10 protein-coding genes and 5 pseudogenes are annotated in these 13,876 nt (G+C 59.0%); 6 read left to right on the forward strand and 9 right to left on the reverse strand.

All coding sequences use genetic code 11. The features are described 5' to 3' along the window. Positions 1-8 precede the first annotated feature (8 nt). Together ROLI_RS06740 and ROLI_RS06745 are read left to right on the forward strand one after the other, a co-directional pair. Positions 9-908 carry a hypothetical protein gene (locus ROLI_RS06740; RefSeq protein ID WP_187431192.1) on the forward strand — a complete coding sequence of 300 codons (900 nt, stop codon included), beginning with the start codon at positions 9-11 and terminating at the stop codon, positions 906-908. Beyond that, entirely contained in the window at positions 905-1,894 is a 990-nt protein-coding gene (locus ROLI_RS06745) for a hypothetical protein (protein WP_187431191.1), read from the forward strand. The genes ROLI_RS06740 and ROLI_RS06745 overlap by 4 nt, the downstream gene beginning before the upstream one ends. Before the next feature lie 49 nt (positions 1,895-1,943). Here the strand turns inward: ROLI_RS06745 and ROLI_RS06750 are convergent. The 8 genes and pseudogenes from ROLI_RS06750 to ROLI_RS06785 form a co-directional block, all read right to left on the reverse strand. Next, positions 1,944-2,111, reverse strand: a pseudogene (locus tag ROLI_RS06750) (IS481 family transposase); the annotation flags it as partial. Further along, a pseudogene (traG, locus tag ROLI_RS06755) lies at positions 2,108-3,244 on the reverse strand (IncP-type conjugal transfer protein TraG); the annotation flags it as partial. The pseudogenes traG and ROLI_RS06750, both read right to left, overlap by 4 nt. Before the next feature lie 17 nt (positions 3,245-3,261). Beyond that, entirely contained in the window at positions 3,262-3,699 is a 438-nt protein-coding gene (locus tag ROLI_RS06760) for a DUF3363 domain-containing protein (protein ID WP_187431224.1), read from the reverse strand. Positions 3,700-3,788: 89 nt separating this feature from the next. Next, on the reverse strand, positions 3,789-4,310 hold the full coding sequence (locus ROLI_RS06765; protein ID WP_187431223.1) for a S26 family signal peptidase: 522 nt from the start codon (positions 4,308-4,310) through the stop codon (positions 3,789-3,791). After that, entirely contained in the window at positions 4,307-4,765 is a 459-nt protein-coding gene (locus tag ROLI_RS06770; RefSeq protein ID WP_187431190.1) for a DUF2840 domain-containing protein, read from the reverse strand. The genes ROLI_RS06765 and ROLI_RS06770 overlap by 4 nt, the downstream gene beginning before the upstream one ends. After that, a pseudogene (locus ROLI_RS06775) lies at positions 4,734-4,979 on the reverse strand (helix-turn-helix transcriptional regulator); the annotation flags it as partial. The gene ROLI_RS06770 and the pseudogene ROLI_RS06775, both read right to left, overlap by 32 nt. After that, positions 4,972-5,667 (reverse strand): annotated as a pseudogene (locus ROLI_RS06780) (DUF932 domain-containing protein); the annotation flags it as partial. The pseudogenes ROLI_RS06780 and ROLI_RS06775, both read right to left, overlap by 8 nt. Positions 5,668-5,756: 89 nt before the next feature. Then, positions 5,757-6,845: pseudogene (locus tag ROLI_RS06785) on the reverse strand (site-specific integrase). Between the two features lie 545 nt (positions 6,846-7,390). On the opposite strand from ROLI_RS06785, the gene ROLI_RS06790 reads away from it, so the two are divergent. From ROLI_RS06790 to ROLI_RS06800, 3 genes are all read left to right on the forward strand, one after another. Then, the gene (locus ROLI_RS06790) at positions 7,391-8,263 is read left to right on the forward strand and encodes a tyrosine-type recombinase/integrase (protein WP_187432294.1); all 873 of its coding nucleotides are present in this window, start codon (positions 7,391-7,393) and stop codon (positions 8,261-8,263) included. Between the two features lie 10 nt (positions 8,264-8,273). Next, positions 8,274-9,470, forward strand: a complete 1,197-nt coding sequence (locus ROLI_RS06795) for an IS91 family transposase (protein WP_187432295.1) — start codon at positions 8,274-8,276, stop codon at positions 9,468-9,470. A gap of 1,042 nt (positions 9,471-10,512) precedes the next feature. After that, positions 10,513-11,766 carry a flavin monoamine oxidase family protein gene (locus tag ROLI_RS06800; RefSeq protein ID WP_187431620.1) on the forward strand — a complete coding sequence of 418 codons (1,254 nt, stop codon included), beginning with the start codon at positions 10,513-10,515 and terminating at the stop codon, positions 11,764-11,766. Between the two features lie 14 nt (positions 11,767-11,780). Here the strand turns inward: ROLI_RS06800 and ROLI_RS06805 are convergent, their stop codons facing one another. After that, complete coding sequence (locus ROLI_RS06805) at positions 11,781-12,515, reverse strand: cupin domain-containing protein (protein WP_187431621.1); 735 nt, start codon at positions 12,513-12,515, stop codon at positions 11,781-11,783. A 225-nt stretch (positions 12,516-12,740) separates the two neighbouring features. Here ROLI_RS06805 and ROLI_RS06810 point away from each other — a divergent pair, with 225 nt between their 5' ends. Beyond that, a complete protein-coding gene (locus tag ROLI_RS06810) occupies positions 12,741-13,865 on the forward strand; it encodes a PotD/PotF family extracellular solute-binding protein (protein ID WP_187431622.1) in 1,125 nt (374 codons plus the stop codon). Positions 13,866-13,876 lie beyond the last annotated feature (11 nt).

Here is a 13,876-nt window from a genome sequence, read left to right on the forward strand (position 1 = left end):
GGGGGGCGATGCGCGCTTGGGACGTCGAGTTTGGTGACCTTGAAGCGAAGGGTGACACCGTCACGGAGGACGAAAAGGCGTATTTCACGGCGAACCGCGACATCGCAAAAAAGACGCTTTCGGGCAACGCCGCCTATGCCGGCGGCACGCCCCGATCGGCGCTTTGTGCGGTGGTCAATCTGCCGGCAGTTAGGGCAGTGCTGTTTCTCCTGCCATCTGCCCCGTCTAAAGGACACGGTGAGTACCAGAACCGCTATACCTACGCCGCCACGGTGGGCAAGGCGCTCCCGACCAACGGCGTGCGAGAAAAGATCGATGCGGCCTTGGCCGACATTGTGGTGGAGAACGGCCTGACCAAGACTAACGGTCATTACGCGGCCATGGACCTTAATGGTACGGGTGTGCGTTATTTCGGGGATGTCTGTCTTGTCCTTAAGGACTGCACGGTTGCCGCAGACACGCTCATCCTAGAGCGCAACGGTTTCGAGGTACGTGTGCCGCCTGTGGCCGCTGGTGACGACACGCTGGAGGCGGAACTCACGAAATGGGCCGGTAAATGGGCGAAACATGCTGTTTCTATGGCAGCAATGCGGGTGATCGACGGGCGGCCTCTGGGGCGACGGTTGATGACGACGGGGACGGTCTCGGATAGGCTGATCGAGGATGAGGACTATCTCGAAGTCATTATGCACGCGGGATTCGAACCCAAGGATGTCGCCGAGGTGCGGGTGACGGCGGAGGACGCCGGCGCGGAGGCGCTGATCGGCGACCGGGCCAGGGTCGGTCTTGCGCCGACGGGCGCGGAGGCGCTCTGGCGATACCGCCGTCGCTTGGCGACGCGACTTGCGCGGGGGAGCGGGCGAAACATGCTGGTGCGGGTCGTCACCACGACGGGGCGTGCGCGATGAGCTGGTATATCGACGCGATGGACGGACTGGGCGGGCTTGCCTTCGTGAGCTTTCGGACCGCGGACCTGAGGGGCGGCGAGATCGATTTCGGCGCCGAGGCCTGGGTCATCGAAGCGCCGGACTTCCGGCCGCAGCCCGTGGCGAGCCGGGCCATCGGATTCGCGGCCACGGGGCGCGGTCTTCAGGTCGGGTTCTCGACGGACGGGGACACGGAGGTCGCGTTTCAGTCGCTGGGGTCTCTTGGCGACTTCATGCGCCGGACGTTCCTCTCCGGCGGGGGTAGCGACGGGGCCGGGGGCATCGTGAATCCTGGAGGAGGCCCGCCAGACGGGGGCGGTGGCGAGGGGCCGCTAGAGGGGCCGCCGGAGTCGCTCCTTGTCTATGCCAGCGCTTTGCTCGGTTTTGCAGAACGCCATCAGCGGTTATCGGCGACCCCGCAGAAAGATGAGGGCGAGGCGACTGAGGAGATACGTCTGGGCGTTGCGACCCCTGCGGGGGGTAGCGGGCCAGGTCCCTTTAGCCAAGCCTTCGCTATGTTATTCTTGCAACCGGATGGGACTGGCCGGACGAGGGCTGCCAGCTACCGTCTGATGCGGTACCGCGTCGCGCGATTCAGACGGTCCGGGGCCCCGGACGATCCGCTCGACATTCTCGCGAGCCTTACCGTGCCGGGCTTTGTCTGCCTCGGCACCGACGGACGGTGCGAGAAATGGCGAAGTGTCAAGGACTTGTTCTTCGGGCTTCTGGCCAACCCCTCATTGTTCTTGGATGCGCCGTACCCCAAGGAACGGATTGGTCTCTTCCTCTTCGCGGCGGCAGTGCAGGTGCATCAGGGGCGACTCTACGATCTTGTTCTCAACATGCGGAGCGCATCACCTGAATACATTGATTTCATGAGAGACGTCTTCGAATGGCTGGCGCCGCAAATGCCGCGTTATGCGTTCCGGCCGGATGTGGAAAAGGCGATCTTAAATGTGGCGCAGTGAATCGACCGGTGAAACCGTTTGGGAGGCCGTAGGTGTTGAGTCCTGGCATCTAGTGGATCGGGTCGACAATGAGTCGACCTGGCTCTGAAGTCCAGATTTCGCAGATGTATTCATAGGACGTCAGGCCGATGATCGTCTCGAGACCACGCGCGTAGTTGTACGCATCGAGGAAGTCGGCGAGGTGGCTGAGGAGCTGTTCGTGGCTGTCGTATTCGTACGGGAAATGTCCGATGGCGGCACGACAAGGTAGAGTGTGAGCGGCCGGGCACTGGAAACGAGATCGTCGATCCGCCAATCGCAGCGGCGGGTCACCTCGGCGACGACGGGGTCGCGGTAGAGGCTGAGGAATGACATGGCAGTCGACAAAACGCCGGAGCGTTCGTTTTCGGACTTGTTCAGGAGTTCCCGCGCGGACTGCGCAACGACGGGGTGAGGGCGGTCGCCCAGATGGGGCGTGCGCATCATGGCAGTCAGCGTTGCCGCGATGGGATGCCGCGGATCGGAGAGGAAGGCAGCAACACCGGCTAGTGTCTTGTCCTTCTCCGCGTAGAGCACATGCAGAATCGCTCCGACCAGAAGGGAATGGCTGGTCTTTTCCCAATGGTTTCGCCGCTCGAGTTGGCCTTCGGGATCGACGAGTATGTCGGCGATGTTCTGGACGTCCCGAACCTCACGCTCGCCGCGCCGAACTTCCAGTAACGGATTATATGCGGCGCTGGCCGCATTGGTTGGATCGAACAGCAGGACCCTTCCGAACCGGGCACGCCACCCGGCAGTGAGCTGCCAGTTTTCACCCTTGATGTCGTGGACGATAGCGGAGCCGGGCCAGGTCAGAAGGCTTGGGATCACAAGGCCGACGCCCTTGCCGGATCGCGTGGGCGCGAAGCACAGCACGTGTTCCGGGCCATCATGCCGAAGGTAGCGTTTGTCTAGGCGGCCCAATACGACACCATCTTCGGCAAATAACCCGGCGGAGGTAATGTCCTTGGCGTTTCCCCATCTGGCAGATCCATAGGTCGTCACGTCGCTTGCCTCGCGCGCTCGAAGGACCGACAACAGGATGGCCATGGCAATGGCTGCAATGCCGCCTGCGCCCGCGATGGCGGCGCCCTCCATGAAGACGCGCGGCGCATAGGCGTCGTACCAATACCACCAAGTGAAGACTTGCCATGGCCGGTAGATCGGCAATCCCAGAATTTCAGTCAGCGGCAGGCCAAGCTGGGATTGGAATCCGAGCCGAAAGGCGACCCATTGCGTCGCCGCCCAGACGAAGAGCAGCGCGACAAGGCTGACGATGATTATCTGGCCCCAGAGGATTTTTGTGGTGGAGGAAGTGTCTTTTCGGCTCATGGTGAATTCCTTTCTGGTCAGAGGCTCAGCCCGCGCTTGCGCCCGAGGGTCCAATTGATCCCGCCACCGGGCGTCATCATGCCGGTGAGGGTTTGGCCACGATGGCGTTCGAGTTGTGGGGTCCAGGGAACAAGCGAAAAGCCGAGGCCGTCGTCGATCATGGCGAAGCGTCCCGAGGCGAGATCGAGACGTTGGCGGAATGTGCCTACAACGGGCTCGCCCTCGGACGGCTTGTGACGTGGCAGCCCTGACCGCTCGGTGAGGCCTTTGGCGACACCGTCTAATTCGCGGTTGCGCAGGGTTGCCAGAAGATCGCGGGCGAAGTTGACGCGCTGGCCTTGCCGCCGCGCAAGTCCCTCGGCAACAAGATGATCAGCGCGACGCTCCAACGCTTGTCGTACATCGGCACCAAATCCTGCGCCGCTCAGCGGTACGCGGTCTCGGGCGAGATGCAGACGATCGAGCCACGTGGATCGGCGCGCACAACATCAGCACAAAAGCGGTCATGGCAATTGCAGGTTTGTAGCGGTTCGTTGGGGGATAATCACGCATCGCTTGCCCCCTCGGATATCCAGATAGGAACGGCGCTGCCGATGACAGAGTCGATCTGAAGAGGGCCAAAATATCGCCCATCGAGGCTGTCCGCGACGCCTGCATTAAGCAGAAAAACTTGATCTGATGTGAGCGTGACACACCCAAACCAACGAGGAAGCGCGCGGCCGTGACGGTCGGTTACCGCGGCTTGAGCAATCACGGCCCCGTCAATGGAGATGGCGAGACCCTTGCGGCAGACAGTCATGCCCGACACGGCTGCAGTGCGTTTCAACAACAAGACATCTGCACCAACGTAGCCGCGTTCGACGACCCAGGCCGTCAACATAGTTGACATCCGAACTGCGGCGAGATCGCCGAGTGATGGCATTTGCGACGGGTGCAGAGCGTACAGACCGACCGGCACACTTTCGGATGCGTTCCAGATGAACCAGGGTGCGCGATCGGCCTGTGCGACTGCAATCAAGCCTAGGGACAGCCCGACCGCAAGGAGGGGAGGGGCAGCCGCACTCATGTCGTCACCATGCGACGTTTCAGCCATGCGGCGTGGCGGGCAGGGGTGTATGCTCGGGGTTCAAGAGCGGCGGTCAGGCGGTTGTGGACGTGCTGCCAGTGGTCCGGACAGACGTCTTCCGGTGCGATCCCGTAGCTTTCGACGATATCGATAGACCGCAAGGCTGCTTCGACTTTAGGCCAGCCGGACAGACGTAACAGAATCTCGCCGCCCGGTGTAACGCAGGGGACGGTGGAACAGCGCTCGCCCGCATGCACTGAGCGTAAAATGTCGATCCGGCTCTCGACGGTGCCGTAGTCATTCGAAGACCATCGTACGAGCGCAAAGATCGCGTCAGGTGCAAATGATACGCGCTTTTCTGTATGGGTCAGGATGGTTTCGTCGGCGAAATGGCCGAAGCGGATCCAGCGTTCGATGCGGCCTTCAATCCAAGTAAGATGAACAGTTTTCTGCATCGGCTCGGCGCCCCCGCCGCAGATAGGCTGGCGAAACGGCGGCGTGACGCTTGGCAGGCAGGACGCGATCCTCGGTCTCGTCCGAGGTCGAAGTCTTTTCGCCGCGTGTGACCCAGGCTTGCAGGTCATCGACCGCATAGACGACACGTCCCCCGATTTTGGAGTAACGCGGGCCGGTTCCGTAGGTGCGATGTTTCTCGAGGGTGCGGCCTGAACCCCGCCTCAATGGGATTCAGGTCGTCGACCAGGAAGAGGAAGACATCGCGATCCGAGGCGTAGAGCGTGGTGGTGTCTTTGGTGATATCGACGCGCGGATTGTAGATGCCGGTCGACCAGTCGAGCACACCCGGCACCTTCCAACGCGTGTCGCCAGTGCCATTGCCCGCGATACGCTGGACGGCAGAGACCAGCTCGTGATCGTAGATGCGGCCATAGTCGGGCCCGGTCACGGCACGCAGTTCGGTGCGTCCATCTGCGGTTTCCAGCGTCTTGATCTGTTCGGCACGATGGTTGGTCAGCCCGTATTGCAAGTTGATCCCAGCAAGCGGCGCGGGCAGTTGACGCAGATAAGCGGCAGGCGCGCCGACGAGGCTGGAGAGCTGGCCAAAGCTCCAATGCGTTGGCGCAATCGGCTCATCAGCTCCAGGCAAAATCAGCCCCAACTTCTCGGGGTTGTCGCGATGCGCCTCGACGCGGATCGCAGCGCTTTCGACCGTGCGCGTCCGGCTCCGCTCCGCCCGGCCTTTGACCGAGGCAAACAGATCGTCGAGCGACAGATACCGCTCGTCATCTGGCCGCGAAAACCATTCGGACGACACGCGGTCCACATTCGTGCCGCGCGACACATCCACTTTGTAGCCGCCGCTGGCGACACGTCCGGCATCGATAATTTCGGTATTCATGGGTTTTCTCCCGCGACGGGTGGCCGAAAGCCTCTCTCTCGACCTCCAAACCCGTCACGGATCGGGACTGCTTTCCTCTTACTCTCGAGTCATTCGGCGGCGAGGTTGGCGGACGGAAAGGGCGCGCGCGCCGCAGCCAATCCGTGCAGCGCCTCGGGGCGAATATGCGTGTAGCGGCGCAGCATCTTCCAATCCTTGTGCCTGGCAACCAGCGCGACCTGTTCGATGGCGAAGCCTGCTTCGAACAGACGAATGGTGCCTTCATGGCGCAAGTCGTGGAAGTGCAGGTCCTTGATACTGACCTCGACGCAGGCGCGCCGGAAGGCTGTTCCGACGGATCGCGAATTATAGGGGAATATCCGGCTCTTGGCGCGCCTCAGCTGCTTCGCCTGCGCCGTAACCAGCGCTCAGGCGTCGAACCCAGTGGCGGCAAAGAGCAGGATCCGCTGGTCGTTGCCAGTCTTGTTGCGTGGGTCTTTCCGGTCGCGGATCAGGAGCATGCGGCGATCAAGGTCGAGATCCGTCCATTCGACCCGGCAAATCTCGTCGAGCCGCATGGCCGTGGCCACTGCGAACTGCACGATCCTAGTCATTGGCAGGGTGAGCCGGTCGTTGTCATCGAAACAGCGGAAGAGCCGGTTCAACTCATCTTTGCGGGGTCGGCGATCCCGCTCGGTGCCCTTGCCGATCAGCCCGAGCCGCTTGAGGGCGACACGAGCCAGATCGACGGGTTCGGAGGATATGTCGAGACCATGGACAGCGGCGGCATGGGTTATGATCATCTTGGTAACGCCGATATCGATGCCAAGCGTCACCGGTCCCGCACCTTGCTCCGCGCGCATCTTGCCATAATCGATCATCTTTTGGCGATCGAGGTGCCCGATCCGCTCCTTGCCCAGATCGCGCTTCAAGGCGGCAAGAGTTGCGGCCTTGCTGCGGCGCGGCGGTTTGCCTACCTCGCACATATCCACTATGTGAAGATCGATCAGATCGCCGAAGGTTGCGAGACGTGAGACGGATGACTTGTTCGGGGCTAACCCCTGATCCACCCGGGTCTCCGCCTGACGCGCCCAGCGATGGGCGTCATCGCGCAGGAGAAACGTCTCGCTCGCGTAGCGGCCTTTTCGTCTGATCTGGACCCGGTAAGCACCGGAGGGGAGTTTTGTGATGGAGGCCATTTTCGTGTGCGCTGTGTGTGCAATGAGTCGTCGTAGAGGGGCAAATTCGGGGATATTGGGGCGTAGTGCAGCGTAGCAGCAACCGCCGCCAACAGTTTGAAGATACACAAAAAATGCAAATAAATCAACACGCTAGATTGTCTATTGCGCCTATGATGGATTGGGTCATGACTTCGATTTATACATTATAAAACAAAGGTTTGATTCTCCGTGGAGGCCGGTGTTGTAAGTGATGTTGTAAAATCCACTGGAGATTGGGGCTACTGATGGGACGGACAATCGCGCCAGTTACCTCATGTCAGCGCGGCGAGGACTAGACTAGGGTGTTTGAATGAGCTTCTAGCTGAAGCTTGTTTGACTGGTCGGAAGCGGTCATTGGTTTTGGCTGAGATGTGGGTCTGCAATGCGGGACGAGGACGAAACCGCTCTCGCGGTATTGGCGCTTGTGGCCGGTGTTGCGCGTTGATGTGAGCGTCTTGGATTTTGCGAACTGACGAACCTGTCTGACGATTGGGTCCTTCTCAATCTAATGTCAGGAGGGTCTGATGACCGATCAATATGTACCGAAGCTTCGCCAGCGTTTTCTTGAAGATATGCGGATCAAGGGGCTGCAGCCGAAGACGCAGACGATGTATCTGCGCGCAATGCGGGACTTTACCGGGTTCTTGGGTCATGCCCCAGATAGCGCGACGCCTGAGGAACTGCGGGCGTTCCAACTTGATATGAAGGAGCGCGGCGTTGGCGCGCCAACCTTCAACAATCGGCTGACAGTGTTGAGTTTTTTCTATGCCTCAACTTGCCCGCGCCCTGAGATGAAGCGTCACATGCGCTATCAGCGCGCGGCGAAGAAGATCCCGGTGGTGCTGAGCGCGGAGGAAGTGTCACGCATTCTTGAAGCCGCGCCCGGACCAGGTCTTCGTTATCGCGCAGCTTTCAGCGTTGCCTATGGCGGCGGGCTCCGGGCCAGCGAGGTCACGCATCTCAAGGTAGGCGATATCGACAGCGACCGGATGTTGATCCGGATCGAGCAAGGTAAGGGGCGTAAGGACCGGCAGGTTATGTTGTCGCCAACTCTGCTTGCTCTGTTGCGTAATTATTATCGTGAGGTGCGCCCGAGAGGTTGGATGTTCCCAGGTCGCAACCGGGTCGATCCGATCTCGACACGGCAGTTCAACCGCGCCTTTGGCGTGGCGTGTGACTTTGCCGAGATCAAGAAGAAGGTGTCGCCCCATACGTTGCGGCACAGCTTTGCGACGCATCTGCTGGAGGGCGGGACAGACATAAGGGTGATCCAAGTGTTGTTGGGCCATGCCAAGCTGGAGACGACAACGGTTTATACGAAGGTGGCCACCAAAACGATCCAGGACGTAACCAGCCCGCTTGATTTGTTGTTGCGACGGGAGGCTGGTTCCGGCTGACCCCGATCCAATGCCCCGTCCCAAGCTGGAAGTCGCAGATATCTTCCGCGCCCATGGACCTGCGTATCGCCGGGAACATGCAGGGCATCTCAATCTGCCACAGTTGAAGGTGATGTCGGCCATTGAGGCCTGCCGGACCGCTGCGCTCGGTGGGCATGTTGCGACGTGCACCAAGTGTGACCACCAGCACATCGCCTATAACTCCTGTCGCAACCGGCACTGCCCAAAATGCCAGGGTGCTGCGGGACAGGACTGGATGCAGGCGCGCATGGAAGACCTTCTGCCGGTCGAATACTTCCACGTGGTCTTCACGCTGCCAGCCCAGATCGCCGACATTGCCTATCAGAACAAGGCCGCCGTTTATGGCCTGCTGTTCAAGGCGTCGGCCCAGACGCTCCTGACCATCGCCGCCGACCCAATGCACTTGGGTGCAAAGATCGGCATGACCAGCGTGCTGCATACATGGGGATCCGCGATGACGCACCACCCGCATGTGCACATCATCGTGCCGGGCGGTGGGCTGTCACCAGATGGAACACGATGGATCGCCTGTCGCTCTGGGTTCTTCCTGCCGGTGAAGGTCCTGTCGAAGTTGTTTCGGCGCTTGTTCCTCGAAGGACTTACCAGACTGCACAAGGCAGGCAAGCTTAAGTTCTTCGGCGATCTTGCAAAGCTGGCAGACCCCGACACCTTCGCTGCACATCTCTCGCCGCTGCGCAAAACCGATTGGGTCGTTTACGCCAAACCGCCCTTCGGCGGGCCGGAAGCGGTGCTGGCCTATCTAAGCCGTTATACCCACCGCGTGGCGATCTCCAACCATCGTCTGGTCAGTGCCGACGCGGGCACCGTGGCCTTCCGGTGGAAAGACTATCGCATCAGACGCGGAGACAGGATGAAGGTCATGCGCTTGCCAACGGACGAGTTCATCCGCCGCTTCCTGATCCACGTTCTGCCATCCGGCTTCCACCGCATCCGTCACACGGGCTTCCTCGCCAATGGTATCCGTCGCGACCGGATCAGCAAGATCAGGCGTTTGCTTGATACGGAACCTGAACAGACGCCGGTTGAGGGAGAAAATGAGGATCTCAAAAATATAGACGCCCATCCGCTTTGCCCCAAATGTGGTGGCACCATGATCATCATCGAGACTTTCTTGCGGGGTCAAACACCAAAGTCCCGCGCCCCACCATGGGAGGCGGCCGCATGAAAAACCGATCAGACCCAGCATCGTATGAAGCGAACGCCGGACCAATCATTGCGGCCAGTCTAATGAAACCGGCGCCAAAACTGGCTAATGATGGTGGAAAACGCGATCAATCAGCGACATCAGACCGAGACGACCAACTGGTCCGCGCCTCTCAGGGCCGTAGCGTCCGCCGATCGGTATATCGACTGCCACAGCCGTAACGCACAATCTCCATAGCAACGAAACCTGCCCGCGCTTTCCTCCTTGTCGGATTTGTCGCCGCTGCAGCTCGCGCTGACAGCAGCCACAAACCTTAGACGTTGCTGCCGTTGGTTTTCTGCACTTCGCTGACGCAGCATGACCTCGCGCTTGCGGCAAGTTTAACGCCGCGATGAGGCTCGCGTCGCCGATGCGGTCATTCAACCTGGCTCCATCACCTCCAATCCTAGGCGCGTTTTCGCTGAACGGTGTCAGAACTGTCGAAATGCGGACACTGCTGCCTCCTGCAACTGCAACTACTACTCGTGCAAAGTCCCTTCGTGGCTGCCGCGGGACCTACGCAATGTCCAACTCAAATCGTCGAAAAGGTCCTTGCTGAAAGGTATTGGGGCATTCTTCAAGTTATGCTGTCGCTGCAATTTGCAAATTGTTAGTCTTGTGCCGGAAAAAAAATACGAATGGACGATCACCACAACTGAAACGGGAGATCACCGTTTTTGCAACTTTCAGCCATTGAACGTCGATACCATCAGGCGACCCGTCCATGTCCATCACTATCTGGCAGGTCCATTTTCGGCAATATTGCGGTCTTGGCACAGCACATGTGACCAGAACTTCCTCTCAGATCTAAGGTAGTTGGCACAATGAATGGTGTCTGCGATTCACTTTTTTTGGAAGAAACCCGATTTGGAGTGCCGAAGTGCATTTGCTGCGACACCAAGACAGTAGTGGTGTACTTTTGCTGCTAAATGTGTACTGGCTTGCTTTTCGTGACAGACCGAGCACTAGCTTGAAATTATGAAATAGTCCGTCAGAATGTTGCCTATGCTGAAAGGAACACACTGTGCTCGAAGTACTCATCATCGGAGCAGGCGCTGCGGGGCTTTCAGCGGCACGTCAACTGCAAAAAAAGGGTGTGTCCTTCAAGATCATTGAGGCATCCTACAGAGTTGGCGGACGTGCCTGGACTGATCAGCAGATGCTGGGCGTCCCTGTAGACATGGGCTGTTCCTGGGTATCCGGCGCGGACAAGAACTCACTGACTAAAGTTGGTCGAAACGCTGGCCTGACGATGGTGGATCACACAAACGCATCAGAGGCCCTCTATGTTGGCGACCGCCGTGCAACAGATGCGGAATGGGATCAATTCGAAAAAGCGCGCCGCAAGATCGACAAGAGGCTTTCGAAAGCGGGAAAAAAGGGCAGCGCATTGCCTGCTTCCGCTGTGATCTCCAAGGACCTGCCTTTCTCTGCAACGGCACAATCATGGCTGGGTCCGATGGATTACGGGGTCGACTTTAAGGATCTTTCAACCTTGGACCATTGGGAACAGACCGATGATCAGCCAAGCTATCTGGTCAAAGAGGGTTTCGGCACCCTTGTCGCGACCCTTGCGGACGGGCTGGACGTATCACTCAACACGAAAGTCTCCCGCATCGATTGGAGCGGCGATGGCGTTGAGGTAGAGACATCGCAAGGCACGCTGCGCGCAGCACGGGTATTGATCACCGTGTCCACGGGCGTGTTGGCCTCGGGCGACATCACGTTTCACCCAGCCCTGCCGGTAGAAAAACAGGAAGCCATTCAAAACGTGCCCATGGGGTTGCTGGTCAAAGTGCCGCTTCTTTTTGACGGCGCACGCATGGGGTTCTCCGAAGGGGAATGGGTCACATATAAGGTGGATGAGGATCAGGCGGGAAAGGCTTGCTATTTCATCGCTTGGCCCTGCGGGCACGATTATCTGTTCGGCAATATTGGCGCCGATCTGGGATGGGAGCTTTCCCGGGCGGGCTCGGATGCAGCTGTGGATTATGCGATGGGAGCATTGACGTCGATGCTGGGGAATGACGTGCGCAAACACTTTGTTCAGGGCATTATGACGGACTGGGCGGTCAATCCGTTGACGTATGGTGCCTATTCCGTTCAGCGCCCCGGTACGACGGGCGCGCGTAAGGCACTGGGCAGGTCCGTTGCAGATCGCATTTTCTTTGCGGGCGAAGCGGTTGGTGGCGCGCGCGCGGCACTTGCCAACGGAGCCTATGACAGCGGCAAGAAAGTGGCCAAGAAGATTGCGAAGAAGGCGCTCGCCGCGCGGTAGCCTGCGGTGAGGACCTAAAGATAGGATCGGTATTGCGCCTCGATCCAAGTCGTGCCCGACGCGATGTGCCAATCTGCGCGGTCGGCAGCGTTCACAAGACAGCTTTGCATGGGTCCAAAGATTTCAGCGCCAATGCGTACCTCTCCGGCAAGAACAGTAATAAGGCGCTGGCTTGCGCTCGGGAGCGGGCCTTGCAAGGTCTGCGAAAAGCTGCGGCGCAGGACCTGCATCCGCCCGTCGGCCGAATGAAAGACACACTGTGCGCTGGCCACGGCGTCACCTGCGGAGGCGTCCGTTTGCAAGGCAGGTTTTGTCACCCGCACCAGTGACGGGTTCTGCGATGTCTCGCGACCGTCGGTCTCAACGATCATGAATATCTTTCTCACGTCACAGGGCATTTTCCACTGACAGTCCAGACCTTGAGGCAGAACAAACGCCTCGCCTGCATTGATCGTCACGTCGGTGCCATCCGGCAGCGCCATCACGACCTGCCCTTCGAGCAGCAGCATGTATTCGTCAACTGGATACGGGCCAGGTGCGTCATCAAACGCAGTGCAATGCCAGACGCCAGCGGAATATCCGCGCGCTTCGTTTTCATCATAGAGATGCCCGGACTGCACCGGCTCACCCGCCGCAAGTGTTGCAGGATCCATCGCTTCCCACGCTGAAAGCCCCACACCATCAACCCCGTTTGGCATGATTCGGTGCACGGTAGGTATTGCCGCCACTTTTTTTAGCGCCTCAGTCATCACCAACTTCCTTTCCCTAAATCATTCAATTCGAACAACAAAACTTGCAAGCGTTGGACAGAAGCCCATTGTTCGTCCGCTTCGCGCTCTAAAAACCCTTGACGTGGGGTGAGTGTCAACCAATTAATGAATGAATAAGTATTCAGTCGATGCGGATGAATTTCGTATGACGCAGTAAAAACAAAAATCGGTCAATGGCGACATCCCGACAGAGGAGAAAATGAAATGGACATCATCGACAACCTGAACGCGGTGAAACGGGGAAAACTATCCCGGCGCGCCTTTAACCGTTCGCTTCTGGCGGCAGGCGTTGGCCTTTTCAGCGCGCCATTGCTCCCTCGCAAGGCACTGGCGGCGGAAGGGGATCATCCTACCTTTTTTACCTGGGGCGGGTTTGACATTGGTGAGCTTTACCAGCCCTATGAAGCGGCAAACGGTGCGCTTCCGAATTTCTCAATTTTCGGCGGCACCGAAGAGGCCCTTACCAAGATGCGTGGCGGTTTTGTGGTGGACGCCGCACATCCTTGCAACGTCGGTCTCAAGCGCTGGGTGGACAGCGGGTTGTTCCAGCCTGTGGACACATCCCGCCTTGCCAACTGGGGCGATGTGATGCCCGAGCTGGTTGCGATGCAAGGCAATGACAACGGTGCGGGATCGCCTTGGATGGTGCCCTTTGACTGGGGCGGCACGTCGATCACATACCGCACAGATATTTTCGAGCTTGAGGGCGAGGAAAGCTGGGACATGCTGTGGGATGAACGGTATGCCGGACGGCTTGGTTCACTTGCCTCAGGCGGGGATGCCTGGTGGTGCGGGGCCATCAAGGCGGGTGTCGATTTCAAAGACATCGCGACTGACATGGCGTTCGAAAAGATCGCAGCAGAGCTGCGCGCGCAGCGTCCGTTGATCCGGGTTTATACAGACGATACCACGACGCTGGAACAGGCGCTTGCCTCGGGCGAGATGGCCGCTGCAATGACATGGAACAGTTCTGCCGTCCTGCTGCAATCCGAAGAGGTGCCTGTCAAGTTTGCCAAACCGAAAGAAGGACAGCTGACCTGGGTTTGCGGCATCATGATCCACAAGGATGCGCCGAACCTCGAAAAGACCTATGAGATGATTGATGCCATGCTCAGCGTGGAAACCGGCAAGTTCATGATCAACGACTATGGCTACGGTCACTCAAACCTTAAAGCGTTTGACGAATTCGATGAGGACACGCTCAAGTCGCTCGGCTTAAGCAAGAACCCTGCAGCTATCCTTGATGAGGGGCACTTCATGATCCCGCAGTCGCAGGACTGGGAAAGCCGCATGAACGAGACGTTTGAGTTGGTCAAAGCAGGCTTCTAAGGAGCCAAGCG

The organism is Roseobacter fucihabitans, assembly GCF_014337925.2.
Taxonomy (GTDB): Bacteria; Pseudomonadota; Alphaproteobacteria; order Rhodobacterales; family Rhodobacteraceae; genus Roseobacter; species Roseobacter fucihabitans.

Excerpts from the sequence above, each read along its gene's own strand:
- ROLI_RS06740 (WP_187431192.1), top strand. The coding sequence starts at position 9 with ATGCGCGCTTGGGACGTCGAGTTTGGTGACCTTGAAGCGAAGGGTGAC.
- ROLI_RS06745 (WP_187431191.1), top strand. The coding sequence starts at position 905 with ATGAGCTGGTATATCGACGCGATGGACGGACTGGGCGGGCTTGCCTTC.
- ROLI_RS06765 (WP_187431223.1), bottom strand. The coding sequence starts at position 4,310 with ATGAGTGCGGCTGCCCCTCCCCTCCTTGCGGTCGGGCTGTCCCTAGGC.
- ROLI_RS06770 (WP_187431190.1), bottom strand. The coding sequence starts at position 4,765 with ATGCAGAAAACTGTTCATCTTACTTGGATTGAAGGCCGCATCGAACGC.
- ROLI_RS06790 (WP_187432294.1), top strand. The coding sequence starts at position 7,391 with ATGACCGATCAATATGTACCGAAGCTTCGCCAGCGTTTTCTTGAAGAT.
- ROLI_RS06795 (WP_187432295.1), top strand. The coding sequence starts at position 8,274 with ATGCCCCGTCCCAAGCTGGAAGTCGCAGATATCTTCCGCGCCCATGGA.
- ROLI_RS06805 (WP_187431621.1), bottom strand. The coding sequence starts at position 12,515 with ATGACTGAGGCGCTAAAAAAAGTGGCGGCAATACCTACCGTGCACCGA.
- ROLI_RS06810 (WP_187431622.1), top strand. The coding sequence starts at position 12,741 with ATGGACATCATCGACAACCTGAACGCGGTGAAACGGGGAAAACTATCC.